The 26,370-nt window shown below is 54.2% G+C and carries 16 protein-coding genes and 2 pseudogenes; 3 read left to right on the top strand and 15 right to left on the bottom strand.

The features are described from left to right. Positions 1–289 precede the first annotated feature (289 nt). On the top strand, positions 290–1,036 hold the full coding sequence (locus AB4O05_RS05780) for a sulfite exporter TauE/SafE family protein (RefSeq protein ID WP_460132361.1): 747 nt from the start codon (positions 290–292) through the stop codon (positions 1,034–1,036). A 191-nt stretch (positions 1,037–1,227) separates the two neighbouring features. Here AB4O05_RS05780 and lepB read toward each other — a convergent pair whose 3' ends face one another. From lepB to AB4O05_RS05725, 11 genes and pseudogenes are all read right to left on the bottom strand, one after another. Further along, a complete protein-coding gene (gene lepB, locus AB4O05_RS05775) occupies positions 1,228–2,013 on the bottom strand; it encodes a signal peptidase I (RefSeq protein ID WP_460132363.1) in 786 nt (261 codons plus the stop codon). A gap of 25 nt (positions 2,014–2,038) precedes the next feature. After that, positions 2,039–2,731, bottom strand: coding sequence for a hypothetical protein (locus AB4O05_RS05770; protein ID WP_460132365.1), 693 nt, complete (start codon positions 2,729–2,731; stop codon positions 2,039–2,041). Between the two features lie 77 nt (positions 2,732–2,808). Beyond that, the gene (locus tag AB4O05_RS05765; protein WP_198140481.1) at positions 2,809–3,201 is read right to left on the bottom strand and encodes a DUF2846 domain-containing protein; all 393 of its coding nucleotides are present in this window, start codon (positions 3,199–3,201) and stop codon (positions 2,809–2,811) included. 380 nt (positions 3,202–3,581) lie between these two features. After that, positions 3,582–3,812: a hypothetical protein gene (locus AB4O05_RS05760; protein WP_460137754.1), complete on the bottom strand. Its 231-nt coding sequence runs from the start codon at positions 3,810–3,812 to the stop codon at positions 3,582–3,584. 125 nt (positions 3,813–3,937) lie between these two features. Continuing rightward, complete coding sequence (locus AB4O05_RS05755; protein WP_460132367.1) at positions 3,938–4,348, bottom strand: SCO4402 family protein; 411 nt, start codon at positions 4,346–4,348, stop codon at positions 3,938–3,940. A 355-nt stretch (positions 4,349–4,703) separates the two neighbouring features. After that, the gene (locus AB4O05_RS05750) at positions 4,704–5,369 is read right to left on the bottom strand and encodes a hypothetical protein (RefSeq protein WP_460132368.1); all 666 of its coding nucleotides are present in this window, start codon (positions 5,367–5,369) and stop codon (positions 4,704–4,706) included. A gap of 462 nt (positions 5,370–5,831) precedes the next feature. Beyond that, the gene (locus tag AB4O05_RS05745) at positions 5,832–6,308 is read right to left on the bottom strand and encodes a lytic transglycosylase (protein ID WP_082036824.1); all 477 of its coding nucleotides are present in this window, start codon (positions 6,306–6,308) and stop codon (positions 5,832–5,834) included. Further along, positions 6,308–6,703, bottom strand: a complete 396-nt coding sequence (locus tag AB4O05_RS05740; protein WP_078482009.1) for a hypothetical protein — start codon at positions 6,701–6,703, stop codon at positions 6,308–6,310. The genes AB4O05_RS05745 and AB4O05_RS05740 overlap by 1 nt, the downstream gene beginning before the upstream one ends. A gap of 86 nt (positions 6,704–6,789) precedes the next feature. Continuing rightward, complete coding sequence (locus AB4O05_RS05735) at positions 6,790–7,194, bottom strand: hypothetical protein (protein WP_460132371.1); 405 nt, start codon at positions 7,192–7,194, stop codon at positions 6,790–6,792. A gap of 432 nt (positions 7,195–7,626) precedes the next feature. After that, a complete protein-coding gene (locus AB4O05_RS05730) occupies positions 7,627–7,971 on the bottom strand; it encodes a hypothetical protein (RefSeq protein ID WP_460132372.1) in 345 nt (114 codons plus the stop codon). A 1,270-nt stretch (positions 7,972–9,241) separates the two neighbouring features. Next, positions 9,242–11,594: pseudogene (locus tag AB4O05_RS05725) on the bottom strand (DUF637 domain-containing protein); the annotation flags it as partial. Between the two features lie 270 nt (positions 11,595–11,864). Here AB4O05_RS05725 and AB4O05_RS05720 point away from each other — a divergent pair. Next, positions 11,865–12,134 carry a hypothetical protein gene (locus AB4O05_RS05720; RefSeq protein WP_460132373.1) on the top strand — a complete coding sequence of 90 codons (270 nt, stop codon included), beginning with the start codon at positions 11,865–11,867 and terminating at the stop codon, positions 12,132–12,134. 210 nt (positions 12,135–12,344) lie between these two features. On the opposite strand, the gene AB4O05_RS05715 is transcribed toward AB4O05_RS05720, so the two are convergent. Both AB4O05_RS05715 and AB4O05_RS05710 read right to left on the bottom strand, forming a co-directional pair. Next, positions 12,345–13,058, bottom strand: a complete 714-nt coding sequence (locus tag AB4O05_RS05715; RefSeq protein ID WP_460132374.1) for a hypothetical protein — start codon at positions 13,056–13,058, stop codon at positions 12,345–12,347. Further along, positions 13,055–16,924, bottom strand: a pseudogene (locus tag AB4O05_RS05710) (DUF637 domain-containing protein). The gene AB4O05_RS05715 and the pseudogene AB4O05_RS05710 overlap by 4 nt, the downstream one beginning before the upstream one ends. 264 nt (positions 16,925–17,188) lie before the next feature. On the opposite strand from AB4O05_RS05710, the gene AB4O05_RS05705 reads away from it, so the two are divergent. Beyond that, positions 17,189–17,443, top strand: a complete 255-nt coding sequence (locus tag AB4O05_RS05705) for a hypothetical protein (protein WP_460137663.1) — start codon at positions 17,189–17,191, stop codon at positions 17,441–17,443. Between the two features lie 146 nt (positions 17,444–17,589). Here the strand turns inward: AB4O05_RS05705 and AB4O05_RS05700 are convergent, their stop codons facing one another. Both AB4O05_RS05700 and AB4O05_RS05695 read right to left on the bottom strand, forming a co-directional pair. After that, entirely contained in the window at positions 17,590–18,255 is a 666-nt protein-coding gene (locus tag AB4O05_RS05700) for a hypothetical protein (protein WP_460132375.1), read from the bottom strand. Then, positions 18,255–26,366, bottom strand: a complete 8,112-nt coding sequence (locus AB4O05_RS05695; RefSeq protein WP_460132376.1) for a two-partner secretion domain-containing protein — start codon at positions 26,364–26,366, stop codon at positions 18,255–18,257. The genes AB4O05_RS05700 and AB4O05_RS05695 overlap by 1 nt, the downstream gene beginning before the upstream one ends. Between the last annotated feature and the right edge of the window lie 4 nt (positions 26,367–26,370).

Below are 26,370 nucleotides of genomic sequence, written 5' to 3'. Positions count from 1 at the left end.
TCAGGGCGCCAGGGCTTGCAAATAGGCAGGCTGAGTGTGCTTGCGCGCAGGCCAGCAGCGTATCGGGCAGGCTCAACGTGCTAACCGCATAAACAGGTCGAGCATAGTTTCGAAAGAGTTGGGCGACGCCTTTGATCGACGGCGCCCGATCATCGGCGAGTACAGCTTCGTACATACCGCAAAGCTTCATGTGACCGCCAATTCCCGAAACAGAAATTGCTATCACTGGATAGACCCTGCTTACTTGAGCGAGTAAACCGCGCTTTGAATCTTATGCGAGCACCTCAACATGATGAGTCATGAGTGGTTGACGGGCGTCGGCCTGGTTTTCCTCGGAATAATAACGGGATTCGTCGGGACCAACACCGGTGGAAGTGTGTTCTTAACCGTCCCGGTGATGATCTGGCTGGGGATTCCGCCTCAGTCGTCGATCGCCACAGCGCGCTTGGCCTCGGTAGGCACTATGGTTGCCGGACTACGGCACTTCCATAATCAGGGAAAGGTCGATTATGCGCTGGCCTTTCCAGCTGCGGCGTTGGGGCTGGTTGGGGCTCTGGGAGGAGCGAGCCTTCTTCTTCAAATAGATCCCGCGCTGCTGCACAAAGTAATTGGCGGCCTGACATTGATGCTCGTCGCATTATCCCTGATAAAAAAACCTCGTAGCGACGAAACACCTCCCTCAGCGATCAGGCGTCTGTTTGGCTATATCCTTTTTATCCCAGTAGGAATGATCGGCGGGTTATTCGGTGGACAAGCCAAACTTTCGACGTATTTATTCATTATCTTTTTCAGAAAAACCATCAGTGAATCGGTGGGTACCCGAAAAGTCGGCGGGCTAGTGCTCTCTGTGGGTTCACTAATAATTTTCGGCGTCAGCGGCATCATTAACTGGCAGTACGGATGTTGCCTAATTATTGGCACGCTATTGGGTGCAAATGCCGGCGCGAAGTTTGCGTTAAAGAAGGGCGACCAGTGGATGGAGTCAGTTTTCAATATGGTTGTGGTCACGTTGGCATTGAGGATGCTGTTCTGGTGAGCAGAAATCACGCAGCTCATCCCGATCGGATGGTGTATTTCCTAATCCGTCAATGTGTTGCCGATGCCGAGTTGACCCTTCAATTAAATAAATCTGTCCCCTTTTTTTGCCCAGGACGAATGCAGTGGCGCTGACGAACATCACCAGCAGGCACAGCCACTGGGCGATCCGGCATCCCATGCTCGAAAGGCTCATGGAAACGTCGTCCCGATGCGCGCCCGCTCATTCGAGAACCAGATGCCGGTGACCTTGCCCACCACATCATCAAGCGCGACCGGGCCCATGAAGCGGCTGTCGTTGCTGTTGTTGCGGTTATCACCCAGCAAAAACACGTGGCCCGGCTCGACCTTGACCGGTGCAAGCGTCAGCGACTCAGGGCCTTTGACGCGCTCAGCCGGTGCGTGAAACAAACCCAGGTTCTCACCGTTGCGGATCACCTCGCCATTGACGATGGCCAGCGTGTCACCACCAATGGCCGCCACCCGTTTGACCGCCTCAGTGCCATTCCAGCGATACACCACGATATCCCCCACGGTGGGCACGCCTGCCCGCAGGTCCGCCATGATGAAGTCGCCAACGGACAGCGTCGGAGCCATCGAGCCCGACGGAATGTAATAGTTCTTGAAGCCCAGCAACGGCACCCGAAAAACGTCAAGCATCAGCACCAGGATCAGCACCACCCCGACGTAAAGGGCATGGAAACGTTTACGCGGCACATTGGGCGGGCCGTTGTAGCGACGGGCCAACACGGCGGACACCATGGCAGAGGTCAGCTTGACCGTGATGACGAAAGCGAAGAAGGCATACAGCCCAAGTGGCGTGGTGACCACCCCCAAGGCGCCCATCAGCGCGACCCCGCCGAGCAACAACGCCGCCACCCGGATACCCCACTGCGTGCGGCCCACATACACCAGGCCCCAGCCGGGTATGAGGCAGGCCATCAGGAAGGCCTGGAGAGAGAGTTTTGCGGGTTTCATCGAAAGTCCTTGATCAAGCGGATGCCTACTTAAGCTCTTGCACCAGATAACGCGCGGAAATCTGCGTGATACCGGTGAGCGCCCGGCGCAATGCCTCGGGGTCGGTGCGATAGGTGAGCGGCGTATAGCCGTAGACATTCTCGCCATTGAACGGCGTGACCGCCTCGCTGGTGCGCCAGATCATTTCATCGCCGCGATTCATCTGCGCCAGCACGTTGAGGGTGGGGTAAATCACGCTGCTGAAACCTTGAGTGAGGCGAAAGCCCCATTCGGCCACGGTCAGCTGGATCTGCGCATCGGCGGGCTCGTCGTCGCCCACCACCTTGAGCGTTGAGGTCTTGCCCAGCGCATCGATAAAGCCCTGCTTGAGCAACACGCCTAGATCGATTTTTTCCGCCTCCATCACCGTCAGAATGGCCATGGGCGTCGGCATCTCAGCCAACTGCCCGAGCTTCATGCCGCCTGCAAAACCGGCACCGGTCAACGCCGCGGTACCCACCTTGGATGCACCGCTGGCCATGCCAACGCCCGCACCAAGCCCAGCCCCCAGGGCCGCGCCCCAGGCTTGCTCACGGCCGAAGTACACCATGTTCCTTTCCCACTTCACGGGCAGAACTTTAACGGTCTTGATCTGCGCACGGTTTTCGGGAGTGAGAGGGTGGCTGACGCAACCGCCGAGGATGAGGGTGGTGAGAAGGATGAAGAGGAGGTTTTTCACATCAGTCCTTTAATGTTTGCCGTTGAACAGCGACTGCCGGCAGAGCCTCGGGCCCGGCCGGCACCCAACGTGTTAACTCATTTGCTTTCTTTGGCAATGGTGCCCAAGGACGCATCCTTGACCAGATAGCGGCCTTCCAGATCGCTCAGCACTTTGAGACTGTTGCGCGCCACGGCGAAGCCCATTTCGACTTCCTGCTTGAGGTAAACCACCTGACCGGCCTTGACGTCGATTGGCATGTCCGCCCAGTTTTCAGCCTTGGAACTGATCACGTGCTTGCCCGGCGTCACGAAAAAATAGATGTACTGGTTACCGCGGTTGTAACCCATCTCCGAGTTGGCTTCCTTGTCATCCAGGAACACATTGAACCGTACCAGCATCCCAACGTTGCTAGGACGAACGACGTACACCAGGCCCTTATCGGCCACGGCAGCCTTGGGCAACGAATAGCTCGCCACGTCAGCCTGCATCTTCTCCACCGACGGCGTCGAAGAACAGCCAAACAGCGTGGCCAGGGACAGAACGACAGCGGCTTTGCAGAACAACTTGATCATGTATTTCTTCCTTGTGGGTAGCGGTGGGGGGGTTTCGAAAACGCCGGCGAAGGCCGGTTCAGGTTTTTGATGCGCCTGTGCATCGCCGGTGTGTCGGCAGTGGAAGGCACAACATGAGGCATTATGCTATCACCCTGATACCTTGCACGGTTTTGGGTGAGGGGCTTATAGACCGGCCGTCGCTCAAAACGCCACCGGGTTTGGCGACCCGAAGAACGAGCCCTCAATAATCAATAGAGAGCTTAATGATGAATCGATACATGCCCCTAACCGGTCACGACTGCACCGTCCCCGCCCTACTCATCGACACCCAGGCGCCCCTCGACGTCCTTCACGACGCCGCCGTGCACCGCATTCAGGTCGTTACCCAACTGCTGGAAAATCTGGCCTTCCGCGAGCAGCTCAGCAGCGACGCCGTAGTGCTTTCGGACGAAAAAGGGGACAGATTTATTTAATAATTCACAAACTAACACCACGCCTAAATAAATCCGTCCCCTTTTCCCTCTGAAATCGTTATCGCTGCGCACAACGATCTGGCCTGGCCCTTTTGCACCTCATTTTGTGTCGACATCTAATGCCAGTCGAGACAATACCATGCGAGACAGATTTATTTAACTCAGACCATTTAAATAAATCCGTCCCATCTTCCAGTTTAAATAAATCTGCTCTCTTTTTGTCTATTTGAAAGCAGAACATTTAAAGCACCCTTAGATACACTAACAACCCGCAACCATTCCTCTTTCTCCAAATATTCCTTGTCAGAAAGTCCAGTACCATACTTATCAAAAATGACGTCAAGTGCATTTACCATGCTTTCAACGGACATTGCTTCTTTTTCATCCTTCAGGACCAAACCAATCCAATCGGAAGCATTTTCAGCCAATCCTGTATCATCGTACAAAAAATGTACTGTGTAATTAAACTCGTCATAACCTAAATCCGGCGATGACCGCTCTACCCAAGCTTGGTACTGATAGTCAATGTCCGATAACCCGCTCAAGTATGAGATAAGCTCCTCCCTCATACTAGGAAATTTTAGTTCGGAGAGTTCCAGCCTTTCCATTTTTTATACTCGCTCAGAGGTATATGGACTTGTTCCGCATGTTCTTTAATCGATCCACTAACAAACAAAAAGGGGACAGATTTATTTAAATAACACAGCACTTCAATTAAATAAATCTGTCCCCTTTTCTTCCCAGACTTCGCCCATTTGCTGGCCATTCCGCTGCGCGATGGGTGTGATTTGCTGGATGTTATCAGTCGCAGGCTTAATGCTGATCCGTCCTGAGTGAAACCGGGCGGCCGTAGTGTCGCCCGCTTTATGCGTGAGCAGTAAAACTAAATAAGTCAATCCCCTTTATCATCAACCAAACCCAATTAGAGCAACATTTCACGTTCCACCTTGGCCAAACTAAAAATCAAACCATTAATTCCCTCAGTCTACCACCCACACTGATTAACTCGGCTGTAGAAATCGGGATATAGCTGATCACAATCAAGATACCTCCTTCAAACTCTCGCACTTCTTCCACATAACCACTCAACAATTCAACAAGTTGTGCTGGATCCCTTCCAAAGGCGCGAAGACACAGTTCTCTATCGAAATAGTTTGCTGCATTTATACGGAAAACGCCGTCTCTCCCATTAATGTCTTTCTTTGTAGCATCACAGGCTTCTAATACTAAGGGCCAATCGCCTCTCGTAATATCCCAATCATGCAAAACCGCGCGATAGGAACCAAATGTCTTGACATACCTCGGGAAAACAACCTTTAACAAATCCGAATAATTAACCTTATAGCGTGAAAACTCAATAAAGAGCGTATCATCAAACTGCGCGTCGTCTTCTAGGTGCTTCTTGTCACGCAGAGCATATGAAATTCGACCTTTAACACCGGTTGGAAGTAATTTATCCAAGGAGACTGAAACTACTAACTCACTGCCAATAGATGGAACTTCAAGAGGACCGTTCAAATTCCATGGAACGCCTAAGTCGCCTATAGCCTTCAAAAAATTTATATGCCTTTCTTCGATAGACTCTGAAACACTAGGTCTATGTCGAAATTCAAGCTTATATTTAGTCATTAATGAGGCTCCCTAAAAATAGCAAATAGGCGAAAAAGTTGACCAACCTACTTAAATGGCAAAGCTTTCAGTTAAATAAATTTTCAAACCTCATGCAGCTGATCAAATTCGAGATTTTCACAAACTTATGCAGCACAGAGATAAAGGGGACAGTTTTATTTAAATAACACAGCACATCAATTAAATAAATCTGTCCCCTTTTCTAGAGGTGCGTGTTGTGTATTGAGATTTTGCTCCTGTTAAGGAGCGAAAAATCATGCTCAAAAAGGGCGTATTGAGCAGCTAGACCGTAGGTCGTCAGGGTGGGTGCAAAAGGGATGCAACTTGACTGCAGAAAGGATGCAAATAGGATGCAAGAAGGCGGCAAAAAGGGTGCAGACAGGGTGCAAAAACACCGGCGCAAGGCCGGTGCCATATCAACTCAGACCCCTTAAAATTTATAATGGAACTCACCTGCCTGTTTCATCTATCAGCTTTTGTTAAATTAGAGTAACAACCAAACTTGGGAATTTTTTCATAATTTCGAGACGGTTCGAAACTTGATCTAGCCTCTTCAATCTCATGAGGATTAAATTTTTCTCGCCTAATAACAAGACCGCCTTCCTCATTGAAAATATAGGACTCCCCACCTATGACCTCGTCTCCATCCCCTTCAAACTCACGATGAGTCGCCATAGTCAAAAATAAGTTATCCGAATCTGTTACTTGAAATTGGTAGGTCAGGTACTCACGACATTTTTTATCTAAAAAACCGACACCAACCATTCCTTTATCTATGGAGAACTCAACAAAGCAAGATGGCGCAGAGTCCGAGCCAATGAGAGCCGTATATGACTCACCCGAGAGATGCCTAGAATGCGCCAGAGATTCATCCATAGGCTCTATCGCAAACTTCTTCATCCGAAACCAAGTTTTACAATAATAAATAGGTAGCTCCATCAATACACCTTCCCATTAGTATCTCTAATTAAAACCCCTGCTTTATTGGCAGAGTCCAAGATGGCTTTTGGAATTACTCCATTCTGTGGAGGAACCTCCAGAATAACAGTACCTTGCAATTTTTGACCACCCAAAGACCCACTAGATGGAACTTTCGCAATGGTCGCACCAGAAGGGTATTTCGTAATGGCCTCATTTATGTAGCTCTTTGCTGTCGCCTCTGAAACCTCAGAAAGCTGTGTCAATTTACGAGAGACGATTTCGCCTTTTATGGGATTATACGAATCAACACGATAATAGCCATTCCCGTCAGGTCGCTGAATATATACTTCGTTATTCGGGTAGTTTTTAGACTGTACCTTATTAAACTCATTACCCGCATCAAGCCGTTGCAACCATTCAGGTTTAGACGATGGAGCTGCAACATCATCTACCTTTCCAGCAGCGCCACCAGTAGCTTTTGGACCGCTTTACTTTGTGTTCAAAAACCTATATTTTCAACCATAATTCCGTGCGCAGCTTTCATATAAAAGCAATATTCTTCTCCTGCACGAATCAATACACCTCTCTCCCACCATTTCTCACCCGCCCTTATAAAAAGGTCGGGCTGCAGCAGACTCTTAAACATATCATCAAGGCAAGCCAGCTCATAAAAAATCTCTTTAAACTCATCTGCGCTAGAAATTTTTGGCTCTTCTAGCAATCGCTGCAGCAAGGACCTACATCTAATATCATTAAGGTATTCAGAATAATCCCAACGATATCCATCTTTGCACTCCTCAATAAAAAACCTCCACTTCTGAATTAAAGACACCAAACTTTCACCACCAAACCCAAGGCGCGTTAAAATACTCGCACATAGTTCAAATATACTTTCATCTTTCATAACTGATCCTTGAAGTATTTTAGCTGTGCGGCAGCATCACCGCTTGGCCTAAAGAACGTATTTATTTTCCCTCCTCTCATAACACCAAAGTATCCAGTCGCCGGTTCGAATCTAAGCATGGAGCCATCTGCCCGAGTTCCTTGCATTACTCCTCCGCGAGCAGCGGGAGACCAAAAAGATCGTGCGGCACTAACGTAAGAGTCTAACGAAGTAAATTCTGGTACATCCGCACCATCTGGCTTCGCTGTTGCTTTACCCTTTCCGCCCAGTATGACCCCTTGAGAATGTTTGGCATAATGCTCAAATGCTTTTCGCCCATTTGAAAAATCAGCTAATAACTGAAGTTCTTTAGGTCCTTGGTTGGCAACAACATCTACACCTTTAGCAGTACTTGGGCCGACTTCGCCTGTCGCTTTTGGACCGTTGCTTTACTTACTTCTCCGCCGCTAATTCCATCGCAATGGCTAGCTTCAACAGAGAATTACGACCTCGTAAAGTTTTACGATACTGTTCAACTTCAATAGTGACGAAGTTTTCAGGCTTCGCATCTTCACAGCTTCGAGACAGCTCAAAATTGACTACAACAGAGCCATTTACCAGAACCACGTAAAAGTCTTCCCCTTGGTCGGGTGTGTGGCTAAGCACATAGGCAGACGAAATCGGACCGAACATCCCCTCAAGAAAGGTCAAAACGACTACATTATTAAGTATGTAGCATGCTGAATAAATTAGCGTCTCTCTAATTTTAGCCTCAGTCACACTGCCTATAAGTTTCATTTGAGTACCCCAGGAAATGCGGACACTAAATTTCCAGCCTCATCTGTCAGCACGCTCATTTTCGTCGTTGGGGAAAAATTATTAAATTTATCCGTCCCAATATTTTTCCCTACGTCAACCTCCCGTACAAACCTTGGGCCATCTGCGCTAGGCAGCACTTTAGTCACTGGTGTGCTTACAACCTCTTTGCTTTGCAAAATTTGACGTAACTCATCTTGGGGAACAGTAAACTGACTCTTATTTTTCACTGCGGAGTAGTGCTCATTTGTCAAATGATTCCAGCCTGCTCCTTCTGCCTGGCTTCCATTTCGCAAGTTTACCCGGCTTTGCACTCTTCCAGGTACTTGCAAAGCAGCCTCTGTGGCTTGTATTCCTTTTGCACCTCTTAGTGGATTATCTCCATACAGAGCGTAAAACTCCGCACTTCTGAGGTTAACGATATCTGGACTGAAAGAAGTCCCTTCTAGGGTCGGTGTACCACCCGAAAATTCAATAGGCTTGCTGGGCAGTGTATTTGCGCTGCTACGTAGAGTCCAACGCCCACCAATCCACTCAACTGCCTTGCCGCCCACGCCCGCGGTAATTGCCCCCGTGGCTGCGTCAAACACAATTCCGCCAAGCTTATCCGGGGTTGCAAAAATCAGCTCGTCGCCGGCCCGCTCGAGGCTCTGTGCTGGTATGGGGCTATTGATCCAATTGACACCATCCTTACCCGCCTGAAGTAGATTTGCCGGGATGTCCGTCAGGTGAGTGATCGTGTCATAGACCTTACCTGGCCAATCTACAGCCCTCTTAACAAACCCAGACCCCATTTCGCCGGCGATATATCCCAGCTCATGAGCGGGTTCATAGCCAGTCCAGACTAGCTCGTTTTTATCGATTCCATTCCAATAAGAATCCAAGGCATCCTTGTACTCTCCAGGTGTCATTCCTTCTTGATAGTTAGCTAAATCCACCTGACGAATCTGATCAGCTCGCTCCATATTTCGAGCTTTATCAAGACTGTCCATCGCTTGCGTGATACTTCGCTTACAACCAGCGACATCTCCTCCACGTGCATTGCATCCTTCACGCGCTTTGTCCGCCGCTTCTATCTCCCCATGCAATAGCCAGTTGTACTGAGTAGCGTTGCCCGCAACCCAAGCCCCGGTCTGCAAGCTTTTGCCATCAGCATCACTGTCCACCGACGCCGCAAGCACACCAATCAACTGCGAGCTCATCACCAGCAAACCTTTTCTCTTATCCTCCGGCATGCTGGCGTACTGTTTGGCGAGGCTGTCTACAAGAGCTTCATTCACACCTGCTGCCAACGCACCGGTACGAAAATCGCCGCCAGCCGCTTCAGCTGCCAGCCCGCCCATCAATGCATGCAGCCCAATCTTGGTGATACCGCCGTCGGCGAACCGATTCTTAGAGACGTCACCAATCATGTTGAAGCCATAAGCAGCAAATGCATTGGCAAGGCTGCTTTGCAGTGCATCCCCAAGGCTGGCCTCTCCTCCCAGCGCTTTAGTCAGGATGGCCGATGTGCCGTTTTGCAGAACCTGATTCGCAGTAAATTGACCAACACCTTGCCAGGTACTCAATGGGCTAGCAGATGTCACTACACCCGAGTTCGGCAGCGCAGTAGTAGTGCCTGTCTGAGTGCTGGTCCAGTCGTCGTAGAACCCCGCGGTTAACCCCGCAGTAACGCCCGATACTACATAGCCTCGCATCGCGTCGCTGGAAGTTACGTCCTTAAACACTGCGCTCAAATTGCCACGGTTATTGATCGTGCTGATTGCACCATTACTGGCCATGCCGCCAAGCACGACGCTGCCGGCAGCATTTGCCCAGCCTGCGGCAGACGTGGCGGTGGCAGCAGCCGTGGCCCCAGCCATCGACGTACCCGTTCCAGCGGCGGCGATTGCGCCGCTGGCAGCCCCCATCGTGAAGTAGGTAACAATGATCGCTATGATAATTTGCGCGCCGGCACCCAGGCCCGAGTTGCTGTATTTGAAAGAATCATGCAGTTCTTTGACCTGACGCCAATCCACATCCCCGCGCTTCTCGGCTTCCTTGAGCCAGGCCAGTTGCGGGTCGGCCTTGACCATCGCGTCGATGGTCTGGCTGACGGTTTGCTGGTCGACTTGCTTCACGTCGATCTTCAAACCATTGACGGCCTGGATGACGGTCTGCCCCTGTGCTACCAGCTCACTCTGACGCAAGGTTTCATCGGTCTTGCCTTTGCCCTTCATCGAGAACCAAGCCATGTTGCTCTTGCTCTTGGTATGGCTCTCGTCGTGATAGTCCTTCACGCCTTCAAAGGTGATGGCCCCGCCGCTTTTCAGAATCAGGTCATTGCCGCTATTGAGCTTGGCGACTTGGTAGCGCTGGTCACCGTTGCTGACCAGCGTGAGGTTGCCGGCGGTTTTGATTTCGGTGCCGACGTTGGTGGTCTGGGTGACTTCGTCGCGCTTGGCTTTTTTCGCGCCCCAGCCACCGTTCTCCTTCATGTCATACAAGGTATGCGTGCTGTTCTGCGCCGCCAGCAGGTTCAACTTATCCCCGCTATACAGATAAGCCTCATTCCCCGCACTGATCCTGCTCGCCACCAGCGTCGTGTCACGCCCGGCCTGGCTGGTGAAATTCCCACCCGCCGTCAGCACGCTCGCCACTTGCGTGGTCTGCTCGTCCGCTGTCTTGATGCGTTTTTTGCCGTGCTTCTCCTTGCCCTCGACGTTGTGCACGTCGCTGACCGATGCCACGTTGAAGTCACGCCCGGCGTCGACGTTGAAGTCTTTGCCGGCGGTGGCATTGCTGCCGATGATGTTGACGTCCTGCCCGGCCTTCATGTTCAGGTTGCCGCCTGCGGTGACGGTGGCGGCGCGGTTTTTGACGTCGGTGGTGATGCTGGATTTGTGCCCGCCGTCGCTGAAGGTGTGTTTCACGCTGGTGTCGCTGACAGGCAGGAGGCTGATGTCGCGGCCGGCGGTTAAGGTCACGTCGGTGCCACCTGTGAGGGCGCCTCGGGTGATGAGGTCGCGGCCAGCGTTCATGGCCAGGTTTTCGCGAGCGACGATGAGGCTGGAGCCATTGTCGGTGAGGGTGCGCATGCCGGCGCCGTCGCGCACCTGGATGGCGGTGTTGTCGTTGGTGATGTCACCTCGAACCGCCGCCATGCTCACTTGCTTGCCGCGAATTTCGCCGGCCATGGCGTTGCGGATGCTGTCCTGAGCCAGCAACGTCAGGTTGTTGCCGGCTTCGATCAGGCCGCCGTTGTAGAGGCTGCCGGCGGCGGTCGCGGAGAGGTTGTTGCTGGCGCGCAGGGTGCCGACGTTGATCAGGTCGCCGCCAGTAAACAGGTTGAGGTCGCGGCCCTGGATCAGGCTGTTGCCGCGCACGTTGCGCGACTCCGCCTGGGCCAGGTAGAGCACCGGCATCAGGACGGTCTGGCCGTCGACCACACGGTTTTCCATCCACACAATGTCGTGGGTCAGGGCGCCGACTTGCTGGCGGGTGAGGGTGACACCCAGGCTCAGGCGCAGCGCGTCTTTGCTGGCCAAGGCGTTGTCCATCAGGTAGCGGAACTGGTCGGCGTCGCTGTAGAGGCCGCCAGCGAGGAAGCGTTGGCCTTTTGATGCCTTGCGCGTTTTTACGCGAAGGACTTATGTCTGCCGGTTGCCCCCATGGCGATTCAGTTTTAACGACCTGACGGTAGAGAATGCGCAAGCTGGTGGCTTTTTTGCAGCCACTTGCGCGCCTGCAAAGTCGTTTTATGACGGCTGTGCGTGGGAGACCTCGGATCTGCCGGTTTTCTCTACTGCCGGTTCGCCAACCTGCGTATAGCTGTCACCCATGCGTTTGACGACATTTGAGTGATGGCATTTATCACTTAAGTAGAGAGCTTAAACATGAACCGATACATACCATTAAGAGGCCATGACTCAACCATTCCCGCGCTGATGATCGACACGCAAGCGCCCATTGATGTTCTCTATGACGCCGCCGCGTATCGTATTCGCGCAGTGACGCAATTTTTGGAGAATCTGGCATTTCGGGAGGAGATCAGCAGTGATGCCGTTGTGCTACATGATTGCGCGCTGTTGCTAGCTATCCCGCTGAGGGATGGGTGTGATCTGCTGGATGTGGTTGGACGGAAGCTGAATACGCAAACTCTGTAAAAATGGGGGCGGTTAATAGATAACCACCCTGTTTATCAAATCTAAAGTAGATAAAAATGAACACCAAATTTTTAAAGAACTATTCAGACCAACCTTATAAAACATAAACACTAAAATATTTTCTATATTTGATTTTTCACCTAACGGTTCCACGCGCAAATAGATTTGCCATTTTTTCCTCTATTCATCTTTTTCTTCAAGATATACCCACTAGACTAGCCCCAAGATTGGCTTGAACTGCTCATTCATTTCTACAAAATTTTCATATGACATATTCGGGTCATCGTTAAGAACTAAATAAACCCCATCCATCAGACGTACCGCCATACGACATATGCCTTGCAGTCGCGCAATTACTTCATCAGGGCCATAGCCTAGAGCACGCTGACAAAGAGCCGCATCCCAGAACTGGGCAGGATAGAGTGTATAGATATTGTTGCGCCCATCAATATCTACAGTTTTGTCCTCACGCAACCGTTTATAAATCGAATTATCATCGTTCAGTCCCCCTTGATAATACAGACCGTACAGATCATAGGATACGTGAGCCTTATACCCTCTGAACGCCTCAACCATATTCGGAAAATGTTCATTCAAGACAACGGCATAATTAATAGCTTTGTTTGATATCTTAAACCCGAAACGCAAGTGCTCGTCATAGGAAGCCATATCTTCATATACGTATCGATCACCACGATACGTATAGTCCCCCACAAACCGGAGCCCTCTGATGGGAAGCTTAACTGTATAGGTAGCAACCAACCCGTCGCCGCAATCCGGGGTAGCCGGAAGCTCAAGACCTGCGAAGCCTAAAGGGGCACCAATCCGAGACAGCCTATTCATGACATCAGCATGTCGCTGGCTTATAGATAGTGTTCTGTCAGGACGCGCGTTAATCCATAGTTCTATATCTGCTGCACTCATTGGGCTCTTGTCCTAGTACTAACAACCTTATCAAAACCATTGGAACGAATAAAAGCCTTAGCCTGCGCCTCAACTTTTTGGTTCGGAAACTCATATACAACTTTATACCCGGGATTCTGATCCACGGCGGCTTTCACACGCTGCAAAGTATCCATAACCGACTTTTGCGTTGAAGGGCTCCAAATAGCCAATTTTGTCTTTGCATCAATTAACATAACGGATGAACCATCAACAGCCGCCTCAATTCCGTCAAACTTAATGAAATTTACACCTTTGTCGTTAGGATTAGTATAGCGCAGAGCCGGCCCCCCTCCTTTACCGGTAGTTAAATCACTAAACGCGCCATTGGTACCGGCCTGAAAGTCCTGCGCAGCTGGCTTCCCTTTCGGACCTTCAGCAACATAAATCAGACCTTTATTCTCACCACCTAAGGCTCTTGCTTCAGTCTCGGTAAGTACGCGGGTATTGAGGTTTGGCAGTAAGTCATCAACCTCACCTCCAAGCCTTTTTGCGCTTTGCTGATCAAGTACCGAATGAGGCAGTTTCTCCGTCAAATCAGGCCCTTTCGGGTTGCCTCCGATGCGCTCCAAAGCGGCCTTTTCAGCATTAACTAAAGCCTCTACCTCTTTTGCATCAGGATACCCATCAGGAGGTGCTTCAAATTTCGGGGGAGTATCCTCTGCCGCTTGACGGCTAGCTTTAAACTCAAGCACACGCTCCTTCAACGTCTTCGTTTCGGTTCCGGCCAGTATTTCTCGGCCTACCAACTCTTTCGTCGCAGTAGGAAAGGTAGCTTCTGCCGGTCGCCCTTTGAACAACAATGCTGCCAGCACTTCTAAATCTATATTTCCATTAGCGCTGTCGTTAGAGTGGAGATGGTTTCGCAACGTCGTCCATTGCTCTGTCGAAACTTCAACATCGCTGCTGACGGCACCAATTTCACGAAGTTTTTTAGTAGCGACGGCTTCACCGTACTGTTCCACCCATTTATCAGGGACAATGCTCGCGCCACCATCAGCATTTTTATAAGTAGTTCCACTTGAAGAATTAAACAGAAGCGAATCGTCGAACTGCTTTGAAGTTGCGCCAAATGCATAAACTTTCTCACCATGGGCTACGATAGGTGAACCATCAGACCATGTAAGTAAAACCTTTTCGTTCTGTATTTTAGAAATAACATTTTGAGCTGTGTCCAAATCTTCAAGCAGTCGCTGACCCGTTGGATTGTTCGGACCGTACTTATCCAATGCATCACTTAATTTCCGAGAGGACTGATCGTCAACTTCGCCTTCCGCAACATAAGTAAGCAGGTCGCCCCACGCTAACCCGGAGCGACTTTTAACGTGGGAACCTTCAAGCTTTTTCGCTTCTTCATCTATACGTTTTTGCTCAAGCGCATGAAGTTTTCGGTTATAAGATTGCGCATTGCCGGCAATTTCAGAACCCATGGCAACATCGCCATCGACTGTTGCGGCAGCGAGCAATCCCACCAGCTTGGACGCCGCATTGACTAGCCGATCATGCTCTGCGGGATCATTACTACTTAGTAGCGGTGATTTGTCCAGCGCCACAATGAGCGCCTCATTAGCACCTGCAGCAATCGCTCCTGTTTTGAAGTCTCCGCCCATTGCCTCTGAAAGCAACCCACCTACGACGGCATGCAATGCAGTTTTGCTTAAGCAACTGTCTTGCAGTTTGAAAGCAGTACCGAAATCACCCACACCTGTGAACGCAGTAGCCTGCAGCACATCGAAAAGACTTCCTTTCATTGCATCCTTGAAGCTGCCTTGCCCCAGCGCTTCAGAAAGTGTCCCGCGTACTGCACCACCAGCCAGTTGAATCGTTCCAAAACGACCAATAGCTGCCGGGTCGTTCCAATGAGGCACGACGCTAGGGCCGCTTACTTTGTTAGTTACGGGGTCACTCTGCGCGCCGAACCAATTGCCGCTGGCGTAATTCACAAAGCCTGCGGAAGCACCCGCGATCAGCGATTGTTTCAGGCTGTCGCTGCTGAATGTTTCCTTGAATGCTGCTCCCAGGTTGCCTTTATTATTTATGGTGCTAACAACGCCGGTGCTAGCGAGCGAAGTCAACGAGGCCGTTGCGATAACGTTGCCCAACCCAGCCGCAGTTCCTGCAACTGCAGCGGTGGTCGACGTCGCAGCAGTAGCGGCTGTCGCAGCTGCCATGGTCGAGCCCGCGCCGACTGCGCTCCCTGCAGAGGCAGCAAGTGCACTGGCCGCTCCTGCCGTCAACACAGTGACAACAATGATGATTGCCAGCATTGCGCCTTGACCGAGGCTGGAGTGGCTGTATTTAAAGGAGTCATGCAACTCCTTCACATGCCGCCAATCCACATCCCCACGCTTCTAGGCCTCTTTCAACCAAGCTAACTGCGGATCCGCCTTGACCATCACATCAATCGTCTGACTAACCGTATTCTGATCGATCTATTTGATATCAATCTTCAGCCCGTTGACGGCCTTGATTGCCAACGCCCCCTGCGCCACCAGTTCACTCTGGCGAAGCGTCTCGTCGGTATTACCCTTGCCCTTGGCGCTGGTCCACGCCAAGTCACTCTTGCTCTTCTCGTGGCTTTCTTGATGCAGGTCTTTGACCGCCTCGAACGTCACCGCGCCGCCACTGGTGATCGCCAGGTCCTTGCCGCTGTTTAGCTTGGCTCGCTGATACAACTGATCGCCGCCGCTGATAAGCGACAGATCACCACCAGTCTTGATCTCGGTCCCCACATTCGTGACGCGGGTGACTTCATCCCGCTTGGTCTTCTTCGCGCCCCAGCCGCCCTTCTCCTTCATGTCATACAAGGTATGCGTGCTGTTCTGCGCCGCCAGCAGGTTCAGCTTATCCCCGCTGTACAGATAAGCCTCATTCCCAGCACTGATCTTGCTAGCTACCAGCGTCGTGTCACGCCCGGCCTGACTTCTGAAATCCCCACCCGCCGTCAACACACTCGCCACTTGGGTGGTCTGCTCGTCTGAGGTCTTGATGCGCTTCTTGCCGTGCTTCTCCTTGCCCTCAACGTTGTGCACATCGCTGACCGACACCACGTTGAAATCGCGCCCGGCGTCGACATTGATGTCTTTGCCAGCGGTGGCCGTGCTGCCGATGATGTTTACATCCTGCCCAGCCTTCATATTCAGATTGCCCCCCGCCGTAACGCTGGCGGCGAGGTTTTTGACGTCGGTGGTGATGCTGGATTTGTGCCCGCCGTCGCTGAATTCGTGCTTCACGCGGGTATCGCTGACGGGCAGCAGGCTGAGGTCGCGGCCAGCGGTGAGGGTGACGTCGTTGCCGCCTGCGAGGGCGCCGCGATTGATGAGGTCGCGACCGGCCTCCATCACCAGGTTGTCGCGGGCGCTGATGGTGCTTGTGCCGTTGTCGGTGAGAGTGCGCATGCCGGCGCCGTCGCGCACTTGAATCGCGGTGGTGTCGTTGGTGATGTCGCCTTTGAGGGCAGCGAGGTTGACTTGGGTGCCGCGAATTTCACCGGCCATGGCGTTGCGGATGCTGTCCCGGGCCAACAAGGTCAGGTTGTTGCCGGCTTCGACCAGGCCGCCGGTGTAGAGGCTGCCGCTGCTGACGGCGGAGAGGTTGTTGCTGGCGCGCAGGGTGCCGACGTTGATCAGGTCGCGGCCCTGGATCAGGCTGTTGCCGCGCACGTTGCGCGACTCCGCCTGGGCAAGGTAGAGCACGGGCACGAGGACGGTCTGGCCGTCAATGACGCGGTTTTCCATCCACACGATGTCGTGGGTCAGTGCGCCGACTTGCTGGCCGGTGAGGGAGACGCCGAGGCTCAGGCGCAGCGCGTCTTTGCTGTTTTGATGCCTTGCGCGTTTTTGCATCAAGGACTTATAGTCCGCCGGTCGCCCCCATGGCGATTCAGGTTTGGCGACCTGACGGTAGAGAATGCGCAAGCTGGTGGCTTTTTTGCAGCCACTTGCGCGCCTGCAAAGTCGTTTTATGACGGCTGTGCGCGGGAGACCTTCGGGTCTGCCGGTTTTCTCTACTGCCGGTTCGCCAACCTGCGTACAGCTGTCACCCATGCGTTTGGCGACGTTTGAGTGATGGCATTTATCACTTAAGTAGAGAGCTTAAACATGAACCGATACATGCCATTAACAGGCCACGACTCAAGCATTCCCGCGTTGGTGATCGACACGCAAGCGCCCCTCGATGTCCTCCATGAGGCTGCAGCGTATCGTATTCGTGCGGTGACTCAGTTTTTGGAGAATCTGGCATTTCGGGAGGATATCAGCAGTGATGCGGTTGTGTTGCATGATTTTGCGCTGCTGCTGGCTATACCGCTGCGGGATGGGTGCGATCTGCTGGATGTTATTGGACGGAAATTAAACTCGAAGATCTAAAGCAGAATCCGGGCAGTTAAACCATAACTGCCCGGCCGATATATAAAACCATTTTATTAAAGAACCATAAAAGCAGAATCTTCCCAACAACTCTACCAGGCCCAGTCAAAACAGCCCTACACCGACCATCTTGACCAAAAAAACAATCAAATCACCAAGCTTTTTAGTCGATCACCCGCACTGAGGAGCTCGTCGGCAGATAGCGGATCATAACTAATCACAATCAAAACTCCATCTTCAAACTCACGCACTTCTTCTACATAGTCACTTATTAAATCAACAAGTTCACGAGGTCCCTTTCCAAAAGCACGAAAACACAATTCCTTATCGAAATAATTCGCTGCATTTATACGAAAAACACCATCCCTACCATTGACGTCTTTCTTTGTAGCTTCACAAGCTTCTACCACTAAAGGCCAATCGCTTCTCGTAACACTCCAATCATGCAAAGCGGAGCGATAGGAACCAAACGCCTTAATATATCTAGGAAAAACAACTTTCAACAAATCTGAATAGTCGACTTTTGAAGCAGTAAATTCAATAAATAGAGTATCATCAAACTGCGCATCATCTTCCAGATACTTCTGATCTCGCAGGGCGTATGAAATACGACCTTTAACGCCGACTGGAAGTAGCTTATCTAATGACACCGAGGTCACCAACTCGCTTCCAATAGGGGGAACTTTAAGGGAATCGTTCAAACCCCATGGAACGCCCAAATCGCTTACAGCTCTCAAAAAATCATTATGCCTATCTTCGATAGACTCTGAAAAATTAGGTCTATGTCGAAATTCAAGCTTATATTTAGTCATTAAGGTGCCACCCTTACAGAAATATTTCTGATATTTTGCTCAACAAGGATATCTGTTGCCCTATCAGCTGCTTTTTGATTGGGAAACTCAAAAACCGCCTTAACTCCCGGATTCTGCTTTAGCGCTGCCGATACTCGCTGAACGCTCTGTATCTGTTTATCAAATGTAGTTAGCGCCGTTTTTCGATCAATCAAGGTGATACCGTTAATATCCTCTATACCGTCAAACTTCACAAAATTGTTGCCGTTCGGATTGGGATTGTCAAATCTTATTGCCGGGACTGCTTTACGCTGCGATAGAACATCAGAAAATGCCCCTGTTGTACCCGCTTCGAACTTAACGAACGGTTTAGCAAAGTCTCCTTGAGGCTCCTGGACGAAAATCAGACCTCTGTTTTCGCCATCTAATTTCCGCGCATCCCTTATAGTCAAAACGTCGACCTTGGAAAGGTCCAACCCACTTCGATTAGGAGCCGGAAGTTCTTTCGTAGCCGCTGCGCTGGACGCTTCTCCAGCTAATTTTCCACTAAAATATTTACCAGCCCCGCCGAACAACGCCGCCAGCGCTACCGATTTAGCTGTACGGGTTGCCAAGTCAGACGTCGCACTTGACTCTCCCGGAAAGGTTTCAGGATAAAAAGAAGCCGCAACTTTTTCAGGCTCGCTGGACCTGAAATCCGCCGTAATTTGGCTCGCCGAGTCCCAGGCACTCACCATTGAAGTGGTGCCCAGTGCACCCAGGCCGACCGGTAACGCACACGTAACTACGCCGACACAGGCAGGTGACGAAACCAACATCCCTGCATATGCCGCGGCTCCTCCCGTGAGCCCGAGGGCAGTATCCTTGCTCGCGCCAACGACCTGTACGGCCTTGCCATGAGCATTAAGTGTGTCATCGCTCCAATCCTTCCAACTACGCCCACCGAACTGGCCGGTTGCTTGAAGCAGCGCAATCTCTTCACTATAAGTAGCCCCGCTATCCTGAAGTGCCTTGAACTTACCGTAGGTAGGATCGTCGGTCGGAATCGACTCTGCGCAGCGAGCCAATGCGCAGGCAGCTGCGTTCAAACGATCAGCTTTCTCAGGATGGAAGCGTCGCTGCTCATCCAGCGCATCGGTTTGGGATTTGTGAAGAGCATGGTTGTACTGCGTGGCGTTTTTCGCCACCCAGCCACCCTTTTCCAACGATTTAGCGTCGGCATCCTGCTGCGTAGCAGCCGCAATTACACCTACGATTTGAGAGCTCATCGAGAGAAGGGTCTTGTTGCCCTTGACTAGGGTGTTCAAGTGGCCAACTACAGCTTCATTGATTCCGGCTGCCAAAGCACCAGTTTTAAAATCGTCCCCAGTAGCCTCTGCAAGCAAACCACCCACCATTGCATGAACGATGATTTTCGGAGGATATCCGTCGGTCAAACGCCCTTTTGTATAGTCCCCCACAGCATTAAAGCTGACTGCCGCAAGCGTGTTGAATAGCGCGCTTTTCAGTGCGTCACTGCCACTTCCACCTTGTCCTAAAGCCTTGCCAACAAGCATCGACGTGCCGTTCTGCAACGTCTGATTCGCAGCAAACTGCCCAGCCCCGGCCCATGTATTCAAAGGCGGAGACGTAATATTCCCTGTCCCGTACTCGGTCTTGGTACCCGTCCAACCATCGAAATAAGCGGCAGTCAAACCGGCTGTTGCTCCTGCAATAACGTACCCCTTCATCGCATCCGAAGAGGTTACGTCCTTGAATACCGCGCCCAGGTTGCCTCGGTTATTAACGACACTGACGGTTGCATTGGTCGCTGCCCCTGCTGCAACGGCACCTGCCGCAGCTGAAATGCCGGCCGCCGTTTCTACGGAAATGGTTCCGGCAGCAACCATGCCTCCAGTAGCGGTGCCCATTGCGCCTGCCGCCAGCGGCCCAACCACTGCCGCCATCACAATCGCAATAATGATCTGCGACGCCGGCCCCAGCCCCGAGTTGCTGTACTTGAAGCTGTCGTGGATCTCCTTAACCTGCCTCCAGTCCACATCGCCACGCTTCTCAGCATCCTTGATCCAAGCCAACTGTGGATCGGCCTTAACCATCGCATCAATGGACTGGCTGACTGCCTCCTGATTGACTTGGTTGATGTCGATCTTCAAACCGGCAACAGCTTTAATCGCAACATTGCCTTCGGCGATCAGCTGACTCTGGCGGACGGTCTCGTCGGTGTTGCCCTTGCCCTTGGAAGAAACCCAAAACGCGTTGTTATTGCTCTTCTCATGGCTCTCTTGATGCAGATCCTTGACCGTTTCAAAAGTAATCGCGCCACCACTATCCAGGGTGATGTCCTTGCCGCTTTGAAGCTTGGCAAGTTGATAGGTCTGATCTCCTTCACTCTTGAGTATCAGGTCGCCGCCGGTCTTGATTTCAGTGCCGACGTTGGTAATGCGCGTTACCTCATCGCGCTGGGTCTTTTTGGAACCCCAGCCGCTGTTTTTCTTCATGTCATACAGCGTGTGCGTGCTGTTCTCAGCCGCCAACAAACTCAACTTATCCCCGCTATACAGATAAGCCTCATTCCCCGCACTGATCCTGCTCGCCACCAGCGTCGTGTCACGCCCGGCCTGGCTGGTGAAATTCCCACCCGCCGTCAGCACGCTCGCCACTTGCGTGGTCTGCTCGTCCGCTGTCTTGATGCGTTTTTTGCCGTGCTTCTCCTTGCCCTCGACGTTGTGCACGTCGCTGACCGATGCCACGTTGAAGTCACGCCCGGCGTCGACGTTGAAGTCTTTGCCGGCGGTGGCATTGCTGCCGATGATGTTGACGTCCTGCCCGGCCTTCATGTTCAGGTTGCCGCCTGCGGTGACGGTGGCGGCGCGGTTTTTGACGTCGGTGGTGATGCTGGATTTGTGGCCGCCGTCGCTGAAAGTGTGTTTCACGCTGGTGTCGCTGACAGGCAGGAGGCTGATGTCGCGGCCGGCGGTTAAGGTGACGTCGGTGCCACCTGTGAGGGCGCCTCGGGTGATGAGGTCGCGGCCAGCGTTCATGGCCAGGTTTTCGCGAGCGACGATGAGGCTGGAGCCATTGTCGGTGAGGGTGCGCATGCCGGCGCCGTCGCGCACCTGGATGGCGGTGTTGTCGTTGGTGATGTCACCTCGAACCGCCGCCATGCTCACTTGCTTGCCGCGAATTTCGCCGGCCATGGCGTTGCGGATGCTGTCCTGAGCCAGCAACGTCAGGTTGTTGCCGGCTTCGATCAGGCCGCCGTTGTAGAGGCTGCCGGCGGCGGTCGCGGAGAGGTTGTTGCTGGCGCGCAGGGTGCCGACGTTGATCAGGTCGCCGCCAGTGAACAGGTTGAGGTCACGGCCCTGGATCAGGCTGTTGCCGCGCACGTTGCGCGACTCGGCCTGGGCCAGGTAGAGCACGGGCACAAGGACGGTCTGGCCGTCGACCACGCGGTTTTCCATCCACACGATGTCGTGGGTCAGGGCGCCGACTTGCTGGCGGGTGAGGGATACGCCGAGGCTCAGGCGCAGGGCGTCTTTGCTGGCCAGGGCGTTGTCCATCAGGTAGCGGAACTGGTCGGCGTCGCTGTAGAGGCCGCCGGCGAGGAAGCGTTGGCCGGTTTGCGCGAGCACCGCGTCTCGGATCAGGCGGCTTTCGTATTGGCCATCGCCGAGGCGGCGCCAGGCGTTATCGCTGGTAAAGCCGAGTTTGCCGAGCATGTAGTCGGAGCTGAAGAAGCCGGTAAGGCTGGCAAATTCCGGGTTGGTTTCGATCAGGTAATGGCTGGTGGGGTCGGCGTTTTTGACGAACAGGCCGTACTCGCCCTTGGGCAGTTGGAAGTTGGGCGAGGTGGTGGGGTCGACCGGGGCGAAGGCTACGCCGGTGTAGTCCACGGGTACGAAACCGCCCCCCGCTGCGGGGGTGACCACCGGCAGTACGCTGCCAGGCGCCTGGGCGCTGGGGTCGTTGGCGTGTTTGCTCAGGTTGATGTTGATGCCACCGACCGGGACGCCGGTCTGGTCGTCGCCCAGGGTGCCGGTCAGTTGTGCCAGGGTGTTTTCGTGCAGCGTACCGTTTTGCACGTTGCGGGTGACTTTGGAGAGATCCACCTTACCACCGGCCTGGAGCGTGGCGTCGTACTCATGGCCAGCGTTGGGGGTCCAGGTGGTGACGTCGCTTATGTGGGCGAAAGGCAAGCTATTGGGTGAGCGGTTTTTCAGTTCTTCGAAGCGCGCCTTATCGAAATGCCCAGCCGCCGTGGCCGCATTGAAAGCGGGAACATCGACATATTGCATGAGCTCAAACAAATCGTCGGAAACGCGACCTGGCGTGCTGATGACAATCTTGCGCTGCCCCGTGCGCGTAGCTGCACCCTGGTTCAGCAGGTCACCGGCGGTGATACTCAGATCGCCATTGGCGGCCATCAGGCTGTAGCGGTTCTGCACATTGTCGCCTTGCAGCAGCATGTTTTTGCCAGCTACCAGGCGCGCCGATGCCGAATCCTTGGTCGCCGCCTCAAGGTACGTCTCGTAGATGGTGATTATGCCTTTTTCCCACCAGTCTTTTTCGCCGCAGTGCTGGCCACAGATCCAACTCAAGCTGCCGGTGGTCAGCGTCTGCCCGAGTTCGAATTCATCTTTGGCGTTTTCGATAAAGCCCGCATTGATGCCGATCGAGCCTTCGCTTTCCACGGTGCCGGAACGGTTGCTGAACAGCGCGGCACGCCCGCCATCGCGCGCGGCGAAGCTCAAGTTGCCTTTGCTGTAGACATCGCCATAGAGGTTGCTGAAACCATTGCTGCGCAAGGTCATGTCGCCGCCGCTGAACAGCAGCGAATCGGCGGCGTTGGTGATGCCATTCACGGCGGTCAGGTTCACCGCGCCCTGGGCGCCCAAGGAGCCACGGTTATTGATCTGCGCCGCCGCGATATCCAGCTGCTGACGTGCGGTGAGGAAACCGAGGCTGTCGAGGGTGCCGGTCAGGCTCAGACGGGTGTTGGTGCCGACCAGACGGCCGCCGTTCTGGCTCAGGTTATTGGCTGTAACGGTGAGCGTTTGCAGGGCCGATACGCGGCCGCTGTTGCTCATGTCGCCGGTGGTGATGCTCAGGTCACCGTCGCTGAGCAGTTCGCCGCCGTTATCCAGGCTGGCCACGTCGAGCACCAGGCCCTTGCTGCTGGCCATGCGGTCACCGGCTTTCAGCGCCAGCGCCTGACTGCTTTTATAGGTGATGACTTCGTTGAGTTGCACACGGCCCAGGCCATCGACTTTGCCGAATGCCCAGTCGGCGGTGCCCATGCCGTTGATGTTGCCCTGGCTGCCGGTGAGGCTGGCGGTGTGGACACGCATCAGGCCGCTGCCGGCGTGCTGCAGCACACCGGACTGGTTGTTCAGGCTGGCGGCGTCGAGGCTGAAGCCTTGGCTGCCAAACTCCAGAATGCCGTTCTGGTTATTGACTGCGCCGCTCAAGTTGATACTGCTGGTGGCCCCGTTCAAGGCGCGCAGTTGACCGCCTGCGCTGTTGTCGAGGTTGCCACCACCGACGGTCAGGCCCTGGTTGGCCTCGATCAGGCCACCCCGGTTGGTCAAGGTATCGCGTGACGTGAAGGTCAGCTGTTTGCCGCTGATCTGGCCGCCCGCGCTGTTGTCGAGGGTGGCGCCGCTGACGGTCACCTGCTCTTTGCCGAACAGCTTGCCGCCACGGTTGGCCAGGGTTTCGACGGTCAGTTGCAGGTCGCCGATCAGGCTCGCCATCAGGCCGTCGCTGCCGTTGTCGACCGAGTCGGCGGTGACGGTCAGGGCATCGCCCTGCACGGTGCCGCCCTGGTTGTCCAGGCTGCCGGTGGTCAATTCGGTGAGGGCACCGCCGCTGAGGATCAAGCCTTTGCGGTTGCTCAGCTCCTGGCCGCTGTAGTTCAGGCCGAGGTTGCCGGCCAACAGTTGGCCGTTATCGTTGTTCAGATGCTGCGCGGTGATGTCCAGGCGCTTGCCACGCAGCAGGCCGCCGCTGTTGTTGAGGGTGGTGAGCTGTTTGACCAGTACGCTGCGTTCACCGGCATCGATCGCGCCGCCGGTGTTGGTCAGCAGGTCGCTGATGGTGAGCGTCACGTCACCGGCATCGCTGATCAGCGAGCCTTTGCTGCTGTTGTTGAGGGTCTTGGCGGTCACGTCGACGGCGTTGCCCAGCACGGTGCCGGCGCGGTTGTCGATGTCGGCGGCGTCGAGCAACAGTTGCTTGCCGACAATTACGCCGGCCTGGTTATCCAGGCTCGCGGCATGCAGTTCGATATCGCCCTTGCCTGCCTGCAAACGGCCCTGTGCGTTGTTGAGCTGTTGCGCAGTCACGAGGGTGAGCTTGCCGGTGTCGGCGCTCAGCACGCCATTGGCGTTACTGCTGAGGCTGCCGGCGTTGAGGTTCAGATCCGTGCTGGCCTGGGCAAAGCCTTGGCTGTTGTTGAAGGCGTTGGTGACATTCAGGGTGAGCACGCCGGCGTCGGCCTGGATCAGGCCCTTGAGGCTGTTATCCAGGTCGGTGGCGTTCACGGTGGTGGTGCCGGCGACCACGACGCCGTTCTGGTTGTTGAGGCGGCCCGCGTTCACGGTCAGGGTGTTGGCGATGATTTGCCCGCCGCCGTTGTTCAGGTCGGCACTGGTAAGCAGCAGGCTGCCGCCGGCCATTTCGATGCGGCCTTGGCGGTTATCCAGCGAGGCGCTGTTGAGGCTTGCGGCCTGGCCGTCACCAAAACGAATCAGGCCGCCGAGGTTGACGATGGCCGGCGAGTTGATCGCCAGGCTTTGTTCGCCGAACAGGCGCGCGGTGGCGCCCTGGTTGGTCAGTTTGGCGCTGCTGACATCGACGGTTTTGGCCTGGATGATCGCACCCTGGTTGGTCAACGCCTGCGCGGCGGTAATCGCCAGGTTGCGGCTGGCCAGCAGGTTGCCGCTGGTGCTGACGGTTTGCGCGTTCACCACCAGATCACCGGTGGTGTTGCGGCTGTTGTCGGGCGCGACGCCGGCTTCGACGATGCCGGGGTTGGTGACGCTGGTCGCGTTGAGTTCGATGCGTTGGCCGGCCGCCACGCTCTTTTGGTTGACCAGGGCCTGGGCGCTGGTGACGTGCACGTTGCCGCTGGCGTAGACCTTGTCGGTAAGGTCGACGTTCTGCGCGGTGACCTTGATGTTACCGGCAGTAGCCGCCGCCTGCGCCATGCTCAGGCGCCCGTTGGCGTCCAACTGAATATCACCGCCACTGGCCGCCAGCGTGCCGTCGAGCTTCACGCCCACACCGGCTTCGGTGCCCACCAGCTTGATCGCGCCGGCGTACATGCCACCCAGGGCGCTGGAGTCGATGGCCAGCTCCGGCTTGGCGCTGCCGTCGTCGGCGCGCGCGGTGGCGTTCAGGGTTTGTGCATCCACGTCATTGCGCCCGGCAACTACGGTGAGCTGGCGCGCGTTGATCTGGGCGTTGATCTTGGCCGAGCGGGTGATGATTTCGAAGCGGTCGACGTTGCTGGCGTTCAGACCCTGGCCGTCGATGGTCACGGCGCCGCCGTCGACCTGGTAGCTTTTCAGTTGGCCGGTCGGATCGATGATGGGTTTGCCGGTGGTCAGGGTGACGTTGGGCGTGTTGATGAAACCGCAGCCACTGCAGGTGATGCCGTGGGGGTTGGCGACGATGACCTTGGCCGCCTGCCCTGCCACTTCGGTGTAGCCGCGTAACTGGCTGGGGTTGCCGCCATTGACTTCGTTGAGGATGACGCTCGCGGCGCCGCCCTTGAGGTTGGGGTTGCCGACGATGTAGCCGCCCAGCTGGGTGTTGGCCACGGCACCGCTGGCGTTGTTGAGGATCACGCCGTTAGGGCCGACGTTGTAGTCGCTGAACTGGTTATGGGACAAGCCGCTGCCGTTGGGCGTGGCAATGTTCACCACGGGTACGCCATTGCCCGCCGCGCCCACGGTGGTGCCTGGCGCGCTGACCACGATGCCCTCGGCCTGGGCCAGCAGCGGCTGCCAGAACAGCGCGTTGGCGAGGATCAGCGCCAGCCCGCGCTTGGGCAGGCCGAAGAACGCGTCGCGCGGCTTCAGGGCAGCAGAAGGTTGGCGGGCCAGGAAGGCAAATTGGCGAACATCCATTTTT

Source organism: Pseudomonas sp. S1_G07, assembly GCF_054668565.1.
The sequence above is the reverse complement of the archived record's forward strand: the minus strand, read 5'-3'. Positions and strand labels throughout refer to the sequence as shown.